This is a genomic window from Amycolatopsis sp. NBC_00438, from assembly GCF_036026695.1.
GTDB lineage: Bacteria > Actinomycetota > Actinomycetes > Mycobacteriales > Pseudonocardiaceae > Amycolatopsis.
Genome location: NZ_CP107923.1, coordinates 3,435,569 through 3,452,319 on the forward strand (window position 1 = coordinate 3,435,569; position 16,751 = coordinate 3,452,319).

The following is a 16,751-nucleotide window of genomic DNA, read 5'->3' on the forward strand; positions in this document are numbered from 1 at the left end:
CGGAGGAAGGAAACCATGGAGCAGTACGAACTCGACGCCGTCAAGGCGATCACGACGCGCCCGGCGCGGGACTACCGGACGTTGTCGGTGCGGGGGCTGACCCCGGTGATCGGAGCCGAGGTCAGCGGCCTCGACCTCGGGACGGAGCTGACCGAAGAGCAGCTCGCCGAGCTGAAGACCGCGTTCCTGGACCACCAGGTGCTGGTGTTCCGGGACCAGGTCATCACGGCCGAGGACCACAAGCGGCTGGCCGTGAGCTTCGGCGAGCTGCGTCCGGTGAACCCGCCGCCGGAGAACGGCGACCCGTACATCCTGGAGGTCGCGACCAGCGCCGAGGCGGCGAACGTGTTCGGCAACGGCTGGCACGCCGACGGCACCGCCGACGCCGAGCCGTCGCTGGGGTCGATGCTCCACATCACGGAGATCCCGGAGGCCGGCAGCGGCGGCGACACGTTGTTCGCCAACATGTACCTGGCCTACGACATGCTCTCGCCGGCGATGAAGTCGCTGCTCGACGGGCTCACCGCGGTCCACGACGGCGCGCTCGCCTTCCGCGGCCACCCGATCCCGCCGAACTACACGCCGCCGTGCAGCGAGCACCCGCTGGTCGTGCGGCACCCGGAGACCGACCGGAAGCTGCTCTACGTCAACCCGGCCTACACCTCGCACATCCCTCAGCTCTCGGCCGACGAGAGCCGCGCGGTGCTCGACCTGCTGTTCTCGTTCGTGCCGAACCGGCCGATGCTGGCCTGCCGGGTGCGCTGGGAGCCGAACACGCTGGTGTTCTGGGACAACCGCTGCGTCCAGCACCACGCGACCTACGACTACTACCCGCACTCCCGGTACGGGCAGCGGATCGCGATCAACGGCGGCCCGCTCAAGGGGTGACGCTCTCCCGGAACCCGCCGGCCGGGCGCCGCCGGGTTCCGGGACCGCCGATGTCCACAGTGGACGTCGGAGCCACCTTGCGGGTCGTCACCAGCCCGGGCCCGGCGGAGCACGGCGAGGTGCTGGGACGTGTTCGCCGGCCCGACCCCGATCCGCGGCAGCAGTCCGGAGACGGCGTGTTCCCGCTCGCCGAGCACCGTTCCCTACCGTCGCGATCCCACCCGTGATCCTCATGGCCCTGCCGTGCCCGCGGACCCGGCGCGCGACGCACTCGGTGTTCCCGGGCACCGGGCTTGCCCGCCCGAAAGAGTGAGTGTACAGTCACTCACATGACGAAGCGCGGTGCCACTCTCTCCACCTCGGACGCCCGGCGGGATGCCGTGGTCGACGCGGCCATCGCCGAGTTCGCGCGGAGCGGGTTCCACAGCACGCCGATCAGCACGGTGGCGACCCGGGCGGCCATCTCCCCCGCCTACGTGTTCAAGTTGTTCCCCGGCAAGGTTTCCCTCTTCGTGGCGGCACTCGACCGGTGTTACGAGCAGGTCGTGCACGCGCTCTCGAACGGCGCGGCCCGCGCCGGGGACGCCGGACCGGAAGCCGTCCTGTACGAGATGGGCGGCGCCTACGCCGAACTGATCGCCGACCGGAACCTGCTGATGCTGCAGGTGCACGCCCAGTCGGCCACGGACACCCCCGAGATCGCCGACGCCGTGCGCCGTGGGCTCGCGAAGGTGACCGAGTTCGCGCGCTCCCGCTCGGGCGCGCCGGACGAGCAGGTCCAGCGGTTCATCGCCTACGGCCAGCTCTGCCACCTGATCACCACCCTCGACCTGGACGCGCACAGCGGTGACTGGGCGGCGGTCCTGTCCGCCGGCATCCGCCACTACTGAGCCCCGCCCCCCACCTGGACTTTTTCGCACGACCCAAGAGTGATTGACCAGTCACGCACCACTCTCGAAAGGACAGCTCCCATGTTCAAGGCCACCGAAATCGTCCTCCCCGGCCTCGTCGAGCCGGACGGCCTGCGCGTCACCACCCGCGAACTGCCGGCACCGGGCCCGGGCCAGGCGCTCCTGCGTGTCGAGGCCAGCGGGATCTCGTTCGCCGAGCAGCAGATGCGGCGCGGCAAGTACTACGACCAGCCGCCGTTCCCGTTCGTGCCCGGCTACGACGTCGTCGGCACGGTGCTCGAGGCGGCCGACCCGGCGCTCGTCGGCCGCCGGGTCGCCGCGATGACCAAGATCGGCGGCTGGAGCAGCCACCTCGTCGTGGACGCGGCCGACCTGGTGCCGGTGCCGGACGGACTGGACCCCGCCGACGCCGAAACGTTCGTGGTCAACGGGATCACCGCCTGGCAGATGCTGCACCGCAAGGCCCGGGTGCGTGCCGGCGGCACGATCCTGGTGCACGGCGCCAGCGGCGGTGTCGGCACCACCCTGGTCCAGCTCGCCCGGGCGGCCGGGATCCGGGTCATCGGCACGGCGTCCGCGCGCAACGCCGACGTCGTCACCGCCCTCGGCGCCACCGCGATCGACTACCGCAGCGACGTCCCGGCCCAGGTCCGCGCATTGGCCCCCGGTGGTGTCGACGCCGTCTTCGACCACGTCGGCGGCCCCGGCATCGTCGACTCGTTCCGGCTGCTGGCGCCGGGCGGCACGCTGGTCGCCTACGGCAGCGCGTCGACCAAGGACACCGGCGGCAACCCGCGCCCGGCGGTGCTGAAGCTGGTCGGCCGCCTGCTGTGGTGGCAGGCGCTCCCGAACCGCCGCCGCACCCACTTCTACAACGTCTGGGGCGGCAAGCGGAACCTCGCGAAGTTCCGCGCCCGTCTGGCGGAGGACCTCACGGCGGTGTTCGACCTGGCGGCGACGGGCACGCTGAAGGCCCAGGTCGCGGCGCGATTCCCGCTGGAGGACGTCGCGAAGGCGTTGACACTGGCGGAATCGGGCACGATCACGGGCAAGGTCGTTCTTGTGCCGTCGAGTGAGTGACCAGTCACGCATTCCGCGCGCGAAAAGAGACCCGACCATGCGGCCGGGCCTCTTCTCTCGCTAGCGGGTCAGTCGGTGCCGGACTCCATCGCGGCCTGGTCGAGCAGCTCGTCGCCACCCGAAGCCTTGCCGCGTGAAGCGATCACCTGCGCGCCACCTTCGGACATCGCGCCGATCAGGCCCGTCGAGGCCGCCTGGGCGGCGCCGATCAGCTTCGGGTGCGTGTGCGCGGTACCGCCGACCATGCCGAGACTGGCGTACTGCTCCAGCTTCGCGCGCGAGTCGGCGATGTCGAGGTTGCGCATGGTCAGCTGGCCGATGCGGTCCACCGGGCCGAACGCCGAGTCCGCGGTCCGCTCCATCGACAGCTTGTCCGGGTGGTAGCTGAACGCCGGGCCCGACGTGTCGACGATCGAGTAGTCCTCGCCGCGACGCAGGCGCAGCGTCACCTCGCCGGTGATCGCCGTGCCGACCCAGCGCTGCAGCGACTCGCGCAGCATCATCGCCTGCGGGTCGAGCCAGCGGCCTTCGTACATCAGCCGGCCGAGGCGACGGCCTTCGTTGTGGTAGCTGGCGACGGTGTCCTCGTTGTGGACCGCGTTGACCAGCCGCTCGTAGGCGGCGTGCAGCAGCGCCATGCCCGGCGCCTCGTAGATGCCGCGGCTCTTGGCTTCGATGATCCGATTCTCGATCTGGTCGGACATGCCCAGGCCGTGCCGGCCGCCGACGGCGTTGGCCTCCAGCACCAGGTCGACGGCGGTGGCGAACTCCTTGCCGTTGATCGACACCGGCCGGCCCTGCTCGAAGCCGATCGTGACGTCTTCGGCGGCGATCTCGACCTCGGGGTCCCAGAACTTCACGCCCATGATCGGCTGGACGATCTCGAGACCGGTGTCGAGGTGCTCCAGCGACTTCGCCTCGTGGGTCGCGCCCCAGATGTTCGCGTCGGTCGAGTACGCCTTCTCCGTGCTGTCGCGGTAGGGCAGGTCGTGCGCCAGCAGCCACTCCGACATCTCCTTGCGGCCACCGAGCTCGGTGACGAAGGCGGCATCGAGCCACGGCTTGTAGATCCGCAGGGAGGGGTTGGCGAGCAGGCCGTAGCGGTAGAACCGCTCGATGTCGTTGCCCTTGAAGGTGGAGCCGTCGCCCCAGATCTGGACGTCGTCCTCGAGCATGGCCCGCACCAGCAGGGTGCCGGTGACCGCGCGCCCCAGCGGGGTGGTGTTGAAGTAGCTGCGGCCGCCGGAGCGAATGTGGAACGCGCCGCACGTCAGCGCCGCGAGCCCCTCTTCGACGAGGGCTTCCCGGCAGTCGACCAGCCGCGCGACCTCCGCGCCGTAGGCGTGCGCACGCCCGGGCACCGACGCGATGTCGGGCTCGTCGTACTGGCCGATGTCGGCGGTGTAGGTGCAGGGGACAGCGCCTTTGTCGCGCATCCACGCGACGGCCACGGAAGTGTCGAGGCCACCGGAGAAGGCGATACCGACACGTTCGCCGACGGGCAGGGAAGTGAGCACCTTGGACATGCGAATGATTATGCACGTCGATGCATCATCGTGCAATTCGGGGTCTCGGAAGTCTGTTGACCTCGGCCTGACCTGCTGATTCGGTAACGGCATGCATCCCGACGAGCCCACCATCAGCACCGCCCTCGTCCGGCGGCTGGTGCGCGCGCAGTTCCCCCCGTGGGCCGCACTCCCGGTCACGCCGCTCGCTTCGGGCGGCACGGTCAACGCCGTCCACCGCCTCGGCGACGACTTCACCGTCCGGCTCCCCCGGACCGCCGGGGGCGCCGCGGACGTCGCGAAGGAGGAGCGGCTGCTGGCGACGCTCGATGGCTTGCCGGTGGCGGTCCCGGTCGTCGCCGGGATCGGCGAACCCGGCGAGGGCTACCCGTGGCCGTGGGCGGTGCATCGGTGGCTCGACGGCGAGCCCGCCCTCGAAGGCCACCCGTTCGTCCCGGAGGCGCTGGCGGAGTTCGTCCTCGCGGTGCGGCGCACGAAGACCGACGGTCCGCCGGCCTACCGCGGCGGCCCCTTGGCGCTCCTCGACCACGCGACCCGCAACGCCGTCGAGGCCTTGCGCCACACCGACGAGCCGTTCGACGCCTCAGCCGCCCTCGCCGTCTGGACCGAGGCCCTGGAAGCCCCGGTCCCAGCGAACGGCTGGGTCCACGGAGACCTGATGCCGAGCAACCTTCTGGTCCACAATGGACACCTCACGGCCGTCCTCGACTGGGCCACCGCGGGCATCGGCGACCCGGCCTGCGACCTGATCCCGGCGTGGAACCTGCTCACCGAGGCCACACGCCCGGCCTTCCGCGACGCCGTCGGCGCCGACGACGCGGCCTGGGCACGCGGCCGCGGCCGCGCGCTGTCGATGGCCGTGATCCAGCTCCCCTACTACCGCCACACGAACGCCGTCATCTCCGCCAACGCCCGCTACGTCCTGGCCGAACTCGGCTGCGGTCCAAAGCCGTGAAGGCCTCCTTACCGGCCATAAGAGCCGGTAAGGAGGCCTTCACGGCTTTCCGGGGCTTGCGGGGGTGCAGGGGTGCAGGTCAGCTCGGGAGGAGGGCCGGCGCGGTGAGGCGGCTGGCGTTCGCCGCCTCGTCGTCCGGGGCCTCCTGCGCCGTGCGCTCCGCCTCGACGCGGGCGACGTAGTTCGCCACCTCGCGCTCCTGCTTGGGCGCGTCCCAGCCCAGCAGCGGGGCCATCAGCTCCGCGACCCACGGCGCCGCCGTGACACCGCGGTCGCGTTCCTCGATGGAGATGCGCGTCCGCCGGGTGAGGACGTCCTCCAGGTGCAACGCGCCCTCGTGCGAGACCGCGTACACCACCTCCGCCTTCAGGTACTCCGCCGCGCCCGGCAGCGGCGCACCCAGCTCCGGGCGCTCGGCGACCGACGCCAGGATGTCCTCGATCGCCGAGCCGTAGCGGCCCAGCAGGTGCTCGATCCGCGCCACCGGCAGGCCCGCCCGGGACGCCAGCTCGAACCGGCCGTCCCACAGCTCGTGGTAGCCGGCCGCACCGACGATCGGCAGCCGGTCGGTCCACGACGGCGGGGTCGGGCGGCCGACCTCCTCGACCGCGACGTCGACCGCGTCCGCGGCCATCACCCGGTACGTCGTGTACTTGCCGCCGGCCACGATGACCAGGCCCGGCACCGGGTGGGCCACCGCGTGCTCCCGCGACAGCTTCGTCGTCGCGGCCGCCTTCGCCGCCAGCAGCGGGCGAAGACCGGCGTAGACGCCTTCGATGTCGTCGTGCGTGACCGGCGTGCGCAGCACCGCGTTGAGGTGCTCCAGCACGTAGTCGACGTCCGCGCGGCTCGCCGCCGGGTGCTCGCGGTCGAGGTCCCACTCGGTGTCGGTGGTGCCGACGAGCCAGTGCTTGCCCCACGGGATCACGAACAGCACGCTCTTCTCGGTGCGCAGGATCAGCCCGGTGTCGAGGTCGATCTTCTCCCGCGGCACCACCAGGTGGATGCCCTTGGACGCGCGCACCGTGAACGGCGCGGGGATCCCCGCCGCCTCGGACATGTCGTCGCTCCACACGCCCGTCGCCGCGATCACCGTGCGAGCCCGGACTTCGAACTCGACGCCGCTCTCGCGGTCCACGACCTTCGCGCCGACGACACGCTCGCCGTCACGCAGCAAGGACGTCACCCGGGCCCGGGTCAGCACCGAAGCGCCCTGCTCGGCCGCCGTCCGCGCGATGGTCATCGTGTGGCGGGCGTCGTCGACCTGGGCGTCGTAGTACTGGATCGCGCCGACCAGCGCGTCGTCGGCCAGGGCCGGCGCCGCCTTGAACGCGCCGCGCTTGGACAGGTGCCGGTGCCGCGGCAGGGCGCGGGCGCCGCCGAGCGTGTCGTACAGCGTGACGCCGGCGCCGATGTACCCGCGCTCCCACACCCGGTGCGTCAGCGGCACCAGGAACTTCACCGGCCGCACCAGGTGCGGGGCGAGGGTCTGCAGCAGCAGGCCGCGTTCCTTGAGCGCCTCGCGCACCAGCTTGAAGTCCAGCTGCTCCAGGTAGCGCAGGCCGCCGTGGATCAGCTTGGACGACCGGCTGGACGTCCCGGCGGCGAAGTCCCGCGCCTCGACCAGCGCGACGGACAGCCCGCGCGACGCCGCGTCGAGCGCGGCACCCGCGCCGGTCACTCCCCCGCCGACGACCAGCACGTCGACCTCTTCGCGGGCCAGCTTGCGCAGCGTTTCCGCGCGGTACAGCGGGGAAAGCGGTGTCACGGTGTTCCTCTTGGTCATTTCTTCACTCCACGTCTACCCAGTCGAGCGTGCGGCCGACGGCCTTCTGCCAGCCCGCGTAGCCCTCCGCACGCTGGTCGTCCGTCCACGACGGCTCCCAGCGCTTGTCCTCGTTCCAGTTCTGTTCCAGCTCGTCGGCCGACCGCCAGAAGCCGACGGCCAGCCCGGCCGCGTAGGCGGCGCCGAGCGCGGTGGTCTCGGCGACGACCGGCTTCGACACCGGCACGCCGAGGATGTCCGCCTGCAGCTGCATGCACAGCTCGTTCGCGGTGACGCCGCCGTCCACTCGCAACACGTCGAGCGTGACGCCGGAGTCGTTCTGCATCGCCTCGACGACGTCGCGGGTCTGGTAGCAGATCGCTTCCAGCGTCGCCCGGGCGATGTGCGCGTTGGTCGTCGCGCGGGTCAGGCCGACGATCGCGCCGCGCGCGTCGGAGCGCCAGTACGGCGCGAACAGGCCGGAGAACGCCGGGACGAAGTAGACGCCGCCGTTGTCCTCGACCTGGCGGGCCAGGCTCTCACTCTGCGCCGCGCCGCTGATGATGCCCAGCTGGTCGCGCAGCCACTGCACGGCCGAGCCGGTGACGGCGATCGAGCCTTCCAGCGCGTACACCGGCTTCTCGTCGCCGAACTGGTAGCACAGCGTCGTGAGCAGGCCGTGCTTCGAGCGGACCAGCTCGTGGCCGGTGTTGAGCAGCAGGAAGTTGCCGGTGCCGTAGGTGTTCTTGGCCTCGCCGGGCCGGAAGCAGACCTGCCCGACGGTGGCCGCCTGCTGGTCGCCGAGCACGCCGGCGATCGGGACCTCGCCGCCGAACGGGCCGCCGGTGCGGGTCGTGCCGAAGAAGCCCGGGTTCGACGACGGCCGGATCTTCGGCAGCATCCGGCGCGGCACGTCGAAGAACGACAGCAGCTCGTCGTCCCAGTCGAGGGTTTCGAGGTCCATCAGCATGGTGCGCGACGCGTTGGTCGGGTCGGTGACGTGGACGCCGCCGTCCGGGCCGCCGGTGAGGTTCCAGATGAGCCACGAGTCGGTGGTGCCGAACAGCGCGTCGCCCGCCTCGGCGGCTTCGCGGACGCCGTCGACGTTTTCGAGGATCCACTGCAGCTTGCCGCCGGAGAAGTACGTCGCGGGCGGCAGGCCGGCCTTGCGTCGGATGACCTCGCCCTTTCCGGAGCGCTCCAGCGCGGAGGCGATCCGGTCGGTGCGGGTGTCCTGCCAGACGATGGCGTGACCGTACGGGCGGCCGGTGCGGCGGTTCCACACGACGGTGGTCTCACGCTGGTTGGTGATGCCGAGCGAAGCCAGGTCGCCGGCGGTCAGGTTGGCCTTGTTGAGCGCGGTCGCGATGACCGAGCGGGTGCGTTCCCAGATCTCGGTGGCGTCGTGCTCGACCCACCCCGGCTTGGGCAGGATCTGCTCGTGCTCCAGCTGGTGGCGGGCGATCTCGTTGCCGCCGCGGTCGAAGATCATGAAGCGGGTGCTGGTGGTGCCCTGGTCTACGGCGCCGACGAAGTCAGGCATGGTGTTCCCCTTCTCAGGCAGCGGGCTCGAGGTCCTTGGTGGACACGGTGTCGAACTGGTCGGTCGGGAGGAACCGCTCGATCAGGTACTTGTAGATCGCACCGCCGATGACGGCGCCGAGGACCGGTGCCACGATCGGGATCCACCAATAGGGGTAGCCGTACTGGTCGGTGAACGCCGTGTCGTAGCCGGTGAGCCAGGACGCGAGCCGCGGGCCGAAGTCGCGGGCGGGGTTGATCGCGTACCCGGCGTTGGTGCCCCAGGCCATGCCGATGGCGACGACCAGGAAGCCGATGACGACCGGGGCGAGGTTGGCGCCGGGGGCGGTGTTGCGCAGGTCGGTGATGGCGAAGATCACCAGGGCGAGGATCGCGGTGCCGATGATCTGGTCGCGGAAGGCGCCCCAGTCACCCACCGGGAGCGTGCCGTTGCCCGGCAGCGTCGAGAAGACGCCCTGGGTCTTGATCGTCAGGCCGGGGTCCTTGGCGTTGAGGATCTCGGTGTAGTTCCAGCGCACGAGCATCGCGGCGAGGAACGCGCCGGCGGTCTGGGCCAGGGCGTAGGGAGCGACCTTGCGCCAGGAGAACCCCTTGAACACGGCGAGGGCCACGGTGATGGCCGGGTTGAGGTGCGCGCCACTCACCCGTGAAGCGACGTAGACACCGAGCGTGACGCCGATGCCCCACGCCCAGGCGATGCTGTCGTGGTCCCCGATGCCCGCGGCGGCGACCTGCGCCACCACCCCGCACCCGAACAGGATGAGGATCATCGTCCCCACGAACTCGGCGGCCATCTCGCCGGCGAGCCCGTGGGCCTTGAGGTTTCGCGCCATTGCTTCCTCCACAAAGGACCAGTTCCCCCTGGTTCCTCCAGCCAAGCCCGCCCGTCACAGCGGGTCAACGGAGGCCGGTCGGCATTGTCGAACGGGCGAAGACGATGTTCGACATTGTCGAATCGAGGCCGGTCGGGCTAGGGTCGCGAACGTGCCGGGTCCGATCCAGTCCATCGAGCGCGCCGCCGCGATCCTGCGGTTGCTGGCGCGCGGCTCGGGGCGTCTCGGCGTCGGCGAGATCGCCGAATCCCTCGAACTGGCCAAAGGCACGGCGCACGGCATCCTGCGGACGCTGCAGGGGGTCGGGTTCGTCGAGCAGGACCGCGACACGGGCAAGTACCAGCTCGGCGCCACGCTGCTGCACCTGGGCACGAGCTACCTGGACGTCAACGAGCTGCGCTCCCGCGCGATCAACTGGGCCGACGCGCTGGCGTCGCGCAGCGGCGAGGCCGTCCGGATCGGCGCGCCCCTGGAGGGCCGCGTGCTGGTCGTGCACCACGTGTTCCGCCCGGACGACAGCCTGCAGACCCTCGACGTCGGCACGCTGCTGCCCCTGCACGCGACGTCGCTGGGCAAAGTCCTGCTGGCCTACGACACGACGCTCGTGGCGTCCCACGACGCCTACACCCGCCGCACCCTGACCACCCCGACGGCGATCAAGCGCGCTTGTGCGAAGGTGCGCGAAGCGGGTTGGGCGGTGGAGAACGGCGAGATGATCTCGGGTGAAGCGGGCATCGCGGCCCCGATCCGCGGCCACGGCGGCATCGTCGTCGGCGCGATCGGCGTGTCGGGAGCGGCGGACCGCATCTGCGAGCCCGACGGCAGCCCCAACCCGAAGCTGCTCGGCCACGTCCGCGACGCGGCCCGCGCGGTGTCCCGCGACCTGGGCGCGTCCCGATGGTGACCCGGCCACCGCGCGGTGGCGGGGCCCAAGGCCCCGCCCGGAGTGGCCGACACGGCGCCTGCGGCAGCCGACACGGCGCGCCCCTCGACGTGTTGGCCACTCCGGGCAGCGAGTTGGCCGTTCCGGGCAGCGGGTTGGCCACTCCGGGCGGTGTGTTGGCCGCTGCCGGCGGTGTGTCGGCCGTTCCGGGACGCCGCGGTCGCCGGCCTCGTGCCCTGGCGGCCGCATCCTTGAGCGCGAGCAGCGCGCAGCGCCTGGCCACATCGCCGAGCCGGCGCGGTCACTCGAGTGTGCAGGAGGTGCGTCCGTGGTCCAGCGGTACGTGATGTCCATCGACCAGGGCACCACCTCGACCCGGTGCATCCTGTTCGACGCCCGCGGCCGGCTCGTGTCCGTCGTGCAGCGGGAGCACCAGCAGCACTTCCCGCGGCCCGGCTGGGTCGAGCACGACGCCACCGAGATCTGGCGCAACGTCGGCAGGATCGTCCCGCAGGCCCTCGCCGACGCCGGGGCGACCGCGGACCAGGTCGTCGGGCTCGGGATCGCCAACCAGCGCGAGACCACCGTCGTGTGGGACCGGCGCACCGGCAACCCCGTCGGGCGGGCGATCGTCTGGCAGGACACCCGCACCGACGCCATGCTCGAAGGGCTCGCCCGCGAGCCCGGCGCGGACCGCGTCCGGCAGCTGTGCGGCCTCCCCCTGGCCACCTACTTCTCCGCGCCGCGCATCCGCTGGCTCCTGGACCGCACGCCCGGCCTGCGCGAGCGCGCCGAGCGCGGCGACGTCCTCTTCGGCACCATCGAGAGCTGGCTGATCTGGAACCTCACCGGCGGCGCCGAGGGCGGCGTGCACGTCACCGACGTCACCAACGCCTCGCGCACCATGCTGATGAACCTGCGCACCCTGAACTGGGACGACGAGCTGCTCGACTTCTTCGACGTCCCGCGCGCGATGCTGCCGGAGATCCGCTCGTCGACCGAGGTGTACGGCACCACTTCGCGCGTGGTCCCCGGCATCCGGATCGCCGCCGCGCTCGGTGACCAGCAGGCGGCGCTGTTCGGCCAGACCTGCTTCGCGCCCGGCGAGGCGAAGTGCACCTACGGCACCGGCAGCTTCCTGCTGCTCAACACCGGCCCGACGCCGGTGCTGTCCACCCACGGCATGCTCACCACCGTCGGCTTCAAGATCGGCGACGAGCCCGCGGTGTACGCCCTGGAAGGCTCGATCGCCGTCACCGGGTCGCTGGTCCAGTGGTTCCGCGACGGCCTCGAACTGATCGGCAGCGCGCCCGAGATCGAGACCCTCGCCCGGACCGTCGACGACAACGGCGGCTGCTACATCGTCCCCGCGTTCTCCGGGCTGTTCGCGCCGCACTGGCACAGCGAAGCGCGCGGCGTGATCGCCGGGCTGACGTCCTACATCACCAAGGGCCACCTGGCGCGGGCGGTGCTGGAGGCGACCGGCTGGCAGACCCGCGAGGTCGTCGACGCGATGAACGCCGACTCGGGCCTGGCCCTCAAGACGCTCAAGGTCGACGGCGGGATGACCGCGGACAACCTGCTCATGCAGTTCGTCGCCGACGTCCTCGACGTGCCCGTCGTCCGGCCGATGGTGGCGGAGACGGTGTCGCTCGGCGCGGCCTACGCGGCCGGGCTGTCCGTCGGGTACTGGCCGGACCTGGAAGGCCTGCGGCGCAACTGGCACCGCGCCGGGCAGTGGCTGCCCGCGATGGACCCCACCCGCCGCACCACCGAATACGCGCACTGGCGCCAGGCCGTGGAGCTGACGTTCGGCTGGATGCGTCCCGGTCCGGCCGCCGTCGCCCCCGGCTCGGACCTGGTCGAGGTGCTGCTGGCCGACCACCGCCGGTTCGAGCAGCTCTTCCGCGACCTGCGCAACACCGAGGCCGACCACCCGGCCTTGGTCGCCGAACTGGCGTCGCTGCTGGTCGCGCACGCGACGGCGACCGAGCGGATCGTCCGCCCGGAGGATCCCGGCGGCTTGTTCGCCGACGACCTGCTGGCCGTCCTCGAACCCGGCGACTTCGAGAAGGCGTTGCAGCGCCTGGAGAACCTCGTCGACGCGCACGTCCGCGGCGAGGAACGCGGGCTGCTGAACGAGCTGCGCGCCACGATGTCCACATCGGACCGAACGGGTCTGGGACGCGCGTTCGCCGCGGAACGCCGCCGCCAGCTGGACCTCGGCAGCGGCGACGCCGCGCACATCCGGGAACTCGGCGACCGGCTGCGCCTCTAGGCGGCTTCCAGGACGAAGAACAGGAAGGTCGGGAAGGTGTCGAGGATCGGGAAGTCCTCGGGGTACACCTCGCGGGCCTCCGGCACGGGATGCGGTTCATCGATGACGGCGATCCGGAAGCCGGCCGCGGTGAAGGCGTCGGTCATCGCGTGCAGCGGCTTGTTCCAGAACGTCATGCTGCAGGTCCGCCCCTGCAGGACGAACTCGTCGGTCCAGGTGTAGCGCTCGAAGTAGTCCGGCCGGAGACCTTCCGCGCGGTGCGTGAGGTTGACCATCATCGGGTGGTTGACCGACGCGATGAGCCGCCCGCCGGTCCGGAGCACCCGGTGCAGCTCGGCCAGCGTCAGCGTCCAGTCCTCCAGGTAGTGCAGCACCAGGGACGCCATGACGTCGTCGAAGGCGTCGTCGGGGAAGGGCAGCGGGTCGGCCAGGTCGGCGACCCGCAGGTCCGCGTCGTCACCGAGCCGCTGCCGCGCCTGGGCCACCATCCCGGCGCTCCGGTCGGAGCCGGTCACCAGCGCACCTCGGTCGCGCAGCGCCGCGAACAGCGGACCCGAGCCGCAGCCGGCGTCGAGGATCCGCCGTTCGGCCACGTCTCCCGCGAGGGCCAGGGCAGCGGGCCGTTCGTAGTAGGCGTTCATCAGGCTGGTCTCGTTCTCGACCGAATAAGTCTCGGCGAAACCGTCGTAGTCACTCGCTTCCTGAGCCATCCGGCCCATCCTGGCACGAACCGTTCAGAGGTAGCCGGGGAACGGATCGGCGCCGAAGAACACCGCGCCCGCGCCCTCGTACACGCCTTCGGTGAGGAACGCGTGCTGCGGCACGACAGCAGCGTCGCGCAGGTACCTCTGCAGCGGATGGTCGGTGTCGATCGCGGCGGTGCCGCCGAGGGTGAACGCGGCCCGGACGACGTCGTGGCCGACCCGCGCCGCGTGCGCCGCCGCGAGCCGGAGCAGGCTCACCTGCTCCGGACCGGGTGTGCCGGACAACGCCGTCTCGTAGACCTCTTCGGTGGCTTCGTAGAAGAACGCGCGCACCGAGCGGAGGTCCGCTTCGGCCTTCGCGAGAGCGATCCTCGCGTACGCGCGGTCGGCGAGCTTCGGGCCGCCGGTGAGCCCGGCACGGCCCGCCCCGAACCCGGTCACGTGGTTCAGCGCGGCGCGGGCGATGCCGAGGTTCACCACCGCGAGCACCTGGGCGGCGTAGGCGAGCACGGGGTAGCGGTAGAGGGGCTCGTCGACGGTCGCGCCGCCACCGCGGACGAACGTCCACTCGGCCGGGACGACGACGCCGTCCACCCGCAGGTCGTGGCTGCCGGTGCCCCGCAGCCCGACGGCGTCCCACGTGTCGACGACCTCGACCTGCGACGCCGGCAGGACGGCGGTGCGCGGCCGCCCGGACGAGCCGTCCCCGATTCCGACACCCAGGTAGTCCGCCGCGAGGCTGCCGCTGGCCAGGCGCCACCGGCCGCGGACCCGGAAGCCGCCCGGGACCTCTTCGGCGGGCTGCACCGGGAAGAGCGCGCCGGCGAACACGAGGTCCGGGCTGTCGGCGTAGAGCCGCGCCTGGGTTTCCGGCGGCAACGCGGCCAAGTAGACGCCCGACGAGCCGAAACCGGCGACCCAGCCGGCCGAGCCGTCCACTTCGGACATCCGCTCGACCATGCGGAGGAACTCCGCGGGCGGCAAGGCGTCACCGCCGAAGCGGCGCGGCGTGGCCGCCCGGTAGAACCCGGCGAGCTTGAACTTGTCGACGACGTCGCGGGGGATGTGCCGCAACCGCGTGAACTCCCCGGCGCGCCGGGCCACTTCCGTCAACGCCGCCTCGAAGGCCGGCGTGCTCCCCCAGTCCGACGCCATCGGGTCATCGTAGAGGCACCGGGCCCCGGCCGGATCAGGAACCGGGGTCCGGAGCCGGGATTCCCTCCGGCACCGAGCTGCCCAGGCAGGCGCGTACGCGCGACGCGAAGAGGTCGTACCGCGTGGCCATCCGCGCGGTGGGACGGCGGATCGGCTCGCGCGCGGACACCGGGCCGAGCTGCTCGCCGTCGCGGAACTGTTCCCGGGTGATGTCGAGTTCCAGGCCGCTGGGCAGGCGATTCCAGTAGTGCAGGCCGGCGCGCTCACCGTCGCGCCGGAACACCTCCGAGCAGAGCAGGACGCCGCCGAGGAGTTCCGCCACGGCCATCGCGGTGACGCTGCAGTGCCCGGCGGCGGGATTCGCCGCGTCCCACGTGTCGGACGGATCGCACGTCCGCTCGTCCCAGGAAAGCCGGAACGCGACCTCCAGCTCCGTCAACGACCACACAGCTGTCATCCGTCCTCCGGCTCGAGTCACCGCAACACTACCGCCGGACCCGAGGTAACGAAACGATAACGGCCGAATCGCGGTTTGAACCGGCCCCGGCTCACGGCCGTTTCAGCCAATGCCGGAACCAGTGGCGCCGGGCGCGGTCCCCGACAACCGCGTGCGATGCCACTCCCCCGGGTTCCGCGCGTTCTCCCAGCCGGGCACGCAGCTTTCTCCGCCGTGCCCGGAAAACCTAACGAGGTGAACAACTCCATGTCCCGATCCCCCGCCACGGGCCGGCACCGCGTCTCCCGCAGAACGAAGATCGCCACCGGCGGTCTCGCTCTCGCGATCGCCGTCGGCGGCATCGTCGTCGCGACCACCGCCGGCAAGACCGGTGAAGCCAGCGCCGACCCCGCCGACCCGTCGTTCTTCCTGGACATCGCGAAGGTCCCCGCCGGCAACTTCGTGAACAAGGCGCTGCAGCAGAAGGGCGCGCGCGGCACGTTCACGGTGAACTGCGGCCGCAACGAGAACGGCCACTTCAACCCCGACAACTTCATCGCGCAGCCGGGTATCCGCAACGGCGCCCAGCACCTGCACGACTACGTCGGCAACCTCTCCACCAACGCCGACTCGAACAACAAGAGCCTGTCGAAGGCCGGCACCACCTGCCGCAACGGCGACAAGTCCGCCTACTTCTGGCCCGTCGTGCGCATCGACACCGGCGAGGAAGAGGAAGCCGAGGCGAACCCGCCCGCCAGCGTGCCGGCGAGCGATCGCGCGGGCGCCGCCAAGGACAACGCGTCCACGCAGGTCGACTGCCCGGACGTCGCGAGCCAGCTGCCCGAAGACGTCCCCGACCAGGCGATGGACGAGGTGAACCGCAACCTCACGCTGATCGACCAGCAGATCGACGAGGCGAACAAGCGGATCGCCAAGGGTGACCTGAAGACGCCGCAGGACGTCCAGAACGCCGTCGTCGGCCCGCTCAAGGACAAGCGGACCGCGGTGCTCGACCGGATCGCCATCGCGATCGGGCGCACGGCGGCCAAGCCGACGAACCTCGGCGGGCTCGCCGCGTGCGCGCTCAAGCAGGGCGGCCAGGGCGGCCTCGACAACGGCGGCCAGGCCAGCAACGGCGACAAGAACGCCTCGGCCGGCCAGAAGCAGCAGAAGCAGACCGACGGCGCGGCCGCGGAACTGCCCGGTGTGAACGACAAGAACGAGGTCGCCGGCAACGACGGCGAGATCCAGCGCGTCCAGTCCGCCACCATCACGTTCACCAGCGGTGGCGCGCGGAAGGTCGTGGCGATGCCGCAGTTCCTGCGCATCCTCTACGGCGACGCCAAGCAGAGCACCAACGGCCCGGCCAACGCCCGGGCGAGCTGGACCTGCACCGGCTTCGAAGACCGGCTGACCGACCACTACCCGATCTGCCCGGCCAACAGCAAGGTCGAGCGGATCCACGCCTTCCCGAACTGCTGGGACGGCAAGAACATCGACAGCACGAACCACCGCACGCACATCGTGTTCGCCGACCAGCAGGGCAAGTGCCCGCAGGGCTTCAAGAACGTGCCGCAGCTGGTGATCAAGCTCGTCTACAACATCCCGCACGACATCCAGGTCAAGGGCCAGTACAAAGTGGACGCTTTCCCGCAGGAGAGCCACAACCCCCGCTCGGACCACGACGACTTCGCCAACGTCATGGGCCAGTGCCTGATGAACCAGGTCGTCAAGTGCATCAACAGCGGCCGCAAGTGCTCGCAGTGACCCACTGAAAAGCCGTGAATGGCCCCTT

The 16,751-nt window shown here is 71.2% G+C and carries 15 protein-coding genes; 8 read left to right on the top strand and 7 right to left on the bottom strand.

Annotated features, from left to right (window positions below):
- Window positions 1-15: 15 nt before the first annotated feature.
- The 4 genes from OG494_RS15030 to OG494_RS15045 all read left to right on the top strand — a co-directional run bounded on the left by OG494_RS15030 (window position 16) and on the right by OG494_RS15045 (window position 2,879).
- A complete protein-coding gene (locus tag OG494_RS15030) occupies window positions 16-888 on the top strand; it encodes a TauD/TfdA dioxygenase family protein (RefSeq protein ID WP_328456070.1) in 873 nt (290 codons plus the stop codon).
- A gap of 50 nt (window positions 889-938) precedes the next feature.
- Complete coding sequence (locus tag OG494_RS15035; protein WP_328456072.1) at window positions 939-1,115, top strand: hypothetical protein; 177 nt, start codon at window positions 939-941, stop codon at window positions 1,113-1,115.
- Between the two features lie 102 nt (window positions 1,116-1,217).
- A complete protein-coding gene (locus tag OG494_RS15040) occupies window positions 1,218-1,778 on the top strand; it encodes a TetR/AcrR family transcriptional regulator (RefSeq protein WP_328456074.1) in 561 nt (186 codons plus the stop codon).
- A gap of 81 nt (window positions 1,779-1,859) precedes the next feature.
- Window positions 1,860-2,879 (top strand): medium chain dehydrogenase/reductase family protein, encoded by a 1,020-nt coding sequence (locus OG494_RS15045; RefSeq protein ID WP_328456076.1) that lies wholly within the window; start codon window positions 1,860-1,862, stop codon window positions 2,877-2,879.
- 68 nt (window positions 2,880-2,947) lie between these two features.
- Here the strand turns inward: OG494_RS15045 and argG are convergent, their stop codons facing one another.
- Window positions 2,948-4,405, bottom strand: a complete 1,458-nt coding sequence (gene argG / locus OG494_RS15050) for an argininosuccinate synthase (protein WP_328456078.1) — start codon at window positions 4,403-4,405, stop codon at window positions 2,948-2,950.
- A 91-nt stretch (window positions 4,406-4,496) separates the two neighbouring features.
- Here argG and OG494_RS15055 point away from each other — a divergent pair, with 91 nt between their 5' ends.
- Window positions 4,497-5,360 carry an aminoglycoside phosphotransferase family protein gene (locus OG494_RS15055; protein ID WP_328456080.1) on the top strand — a complete coding sequence of 288 codons (864 nt, stop codon included), beginning with the start codon at window positions 4,497-4,499 and terminating at the stop codon, window positions 5,358-5,360.
- Window positions 5,361-5,439: 79 nt separating this feature from the next.
- Here OG494_RS15055 and glpD read toward each other — a convergent pair whose 3' ends face one another.
- The 3 genes from glpD to OG494_RS15070 are packed head-to-tail and all read right to left on the bottom strand — an operon-like array spanning window position 5,440 to window position 9,500.
- Window positions 5,440-7,146, bottom strand: coding sequence for a glycerol-3-phosphate dehydrogenase (gene glpD / locus OG494_RS15060; protein ID WP_328456081.1), 1,707 nt, complete (start codon window positions 7,144-7,146; stop codon window positions 5,440-5,442).
- 4 nt (window positions 7,147-7,150) lie between these two features.
- Window positions 7,151-8,668 carry a glycerol kinase GlpK gene (gene glpK / locus OG494_RS15065; RefSeq protein WP_328456082.1) on the bottom strand — a complete coding sequence of 506 codons (1,518 nt, stop codon included), beginning with the start codon at window positions 8,666-8,668 and terminating at the stop codon, window positions 7,151-7,153.
- A gap of 13 nt (window positions 8,669-8,681) precedes the next feature.
- Complete coding sequence (locus tag OG494_RS15070; RefSeq protein WP_328456084.1) at window positions 8,682-9,500, bottom strand: MIP/aquaporin family protein; 819 nt, start codon at window positions 9,498-9,500, stop codon at window positions 8,682-8,684.
- 151 nt (window positions 9,501-9,651) lie between these two features.
- Between OG494_RS15070 and OG494_RS15075 the strand changes: the two genes are divergently transcribed.
- A complete protein-coding gene (locus tag OG494_RS15075; RefSeq protein ID WP_328456086.1) occupies window positions 9,652-10,404 on the top strand; it encodes an IclR family transcriptional regulator in 753 nt (250 codons plus the stop codon).
- A 307-nt stretch (window positions 10,405-10,711) separates the two neighbouring features.
- On the top strand, window positions 10,712-12,661 hold the full coding sequence (gene glpK / locus OG494_RS15080; RefSeq protein WP_328456088.1) for a glycerol kinase GlpK: 1,950 nt from the start codon (window positions 10,712-10,714) through the stop codon (window positions 12,659-12,661).
- Here the strand turns inward: glpK (OG494_RS15080) and OG494_RS15085 are convergent.
- From OG494_RS15085 to OG494_RS15095, 3 genes are read right to left on the bottom strand one after another with little or no spacing between them, the layout of a single operon-like run.
- The gene (locus tag OG494_RS15085) at window positions 12,658-13,371 is read right to left on the bottom strand and encodes a class I SAM-dependent methyltransferase (protein ID WP_442874409.1); all 714 of its coding nucleotides are present in this window, start codon (window positions 13,369-13,371) and stop codon (window positions 12,658-12,660) included. The genes glpK (OG494_RS15080) and OG494_RS15085 overlap by 4 nt on opposite strands.
- A gap of 24 nt (window positions 13,372-13,395) precedes the next feature.
- Window positions 13,396-14,520 carry an acyl-CoA dehydrogenase family protein gene (locus OG494_RS15090; protein ID WP_328456091.1) on the bottom strand — a complete coding sequence of 375 codons (1,125 nt, stop codon included), beginning with the start codon at window positions 14,518-14,520 and terminating at the stop codon, window positions 13,396-13,398.
- A gap of 34 nt (window positions 14,521-14,554) precedes the next feature.
- On the bottom strand, window positions 14,555-14,977 hold the full coding sequence (locus OG494_RS15095) for a YunG family protein (RefSeq protein ID WP_328456093.1): 423 nt from the start codon (window positions 14,975-14,977) through the stop codon (window positions 14,555-14,557).
- 246 nt (window positions 14,978-15,223) lie between these two features.
- Between OG494_RS15095 and OG494_RS15100 the strand changes: the two genes are divergently transcribed.
- Window positions 15,224-16,723, top strand: coding sequence for a DUF1996 domain-containing protein (locus OG494_RS15100; RefSeq protein ID WP_328456094.1), 1,500 nt, complete (start codon window positions 15,224-15,226; stop codon window positions 16,721-16,723).
- Window positions 16,724-16,751 lie beyond the last annotated feature (28 nt).

Bases quoted from the DNA above. Each gene is read 5' to 3' on its own strand.
- OG494_RS15030 (WP_328456070.1), top strand. From the start codon at position 16: ATGGAGCAGTACGAACTCGACGCCGTCAAGGCGATCACGACGCGCCCG.
- OG494_RS15035 (WP_328456072.1), top strand. From the start codon at position 939: ATGTCCACAGTGGACGTCGGAGCCACCTTGCGGGTCGTCACCAGCCCG.
- OG494_RS15040 (WP_328456074.1), top strand. From the start codon at position 1,218: ATGACGAAGCGCGGTGCCACTCTCTCCACCTCGGACGCCCGGCGGGAT.
- OG494_RS15045 (WP_328456076.1), top strand. From the start codon at position 1,860: ATGTTCAAGGCCACCGAAATCGTCCTCCCCGGCCTCGTCGAGCCGGAC.
- argG (WP_328456078.1), bottom strand. From the start codon at position 4,405: ATGTCCAAGGTGCTCACTTCCCTGCCCGTCGGCGAACGTGTCGGTATC.
- OG494_RS15055 (WP_328456080.1), top strand. From the start codon at position 4,497: ATGCATCCCGACGAGCCCACCATCAGCACCGCCCTCGTCCGGCGGCTG.
- glpD (WP_328456081.1), bottom strand. From the start codon at position 7,146: ATGACCAAGAGGAACACCGTGACACCGCTTTCCCCGCTGTACCGCGCG.
- glpK (WP_328456082.1), bottom strand. From the start codon at position 8,668: ATGCCTGACTTCGTCGGCGCCGTAGACCAGGGCACCACCAGCACCCGC.
- OG494_RS15070 (WP_328456084.1), bottom strand. From the start codon at position 9,500: ATGGCGCGAAACCTCAAGGCCCACGGGCTCGCCGGCGAGATGGCCGCC.
- OG494_RS15085 (WP_442874409.1), bottom strand. From the start codon at position 13,371: ATGGCTCAGGAAGCGAGTGACTACGACGGTTTCGCCGAGACTTATTCG.
- OG494_RS15090 (WP_328456091.1), bottom strand. From the start codon at position 14,520: ATGGCGTCGGACTGGGGGAGCACGCCGGCCTTCGAGGCGGCGTTGACG.
- OG494_RS15095 (WP_328456093.1), bottom strand. From the start codon at position 14,977: ATGACAGCTGTGTGGTCGTTGACGGAGCTGGAGGTCGCGTTCCGGCTT.
- OG494_RS15100 (WP_328456094.1), top strand. From the start codon at position 15,224: ATGTCCCGATCCCCCGCCACGGGCCGGCACCGCGTCTCCCGCAGAACG.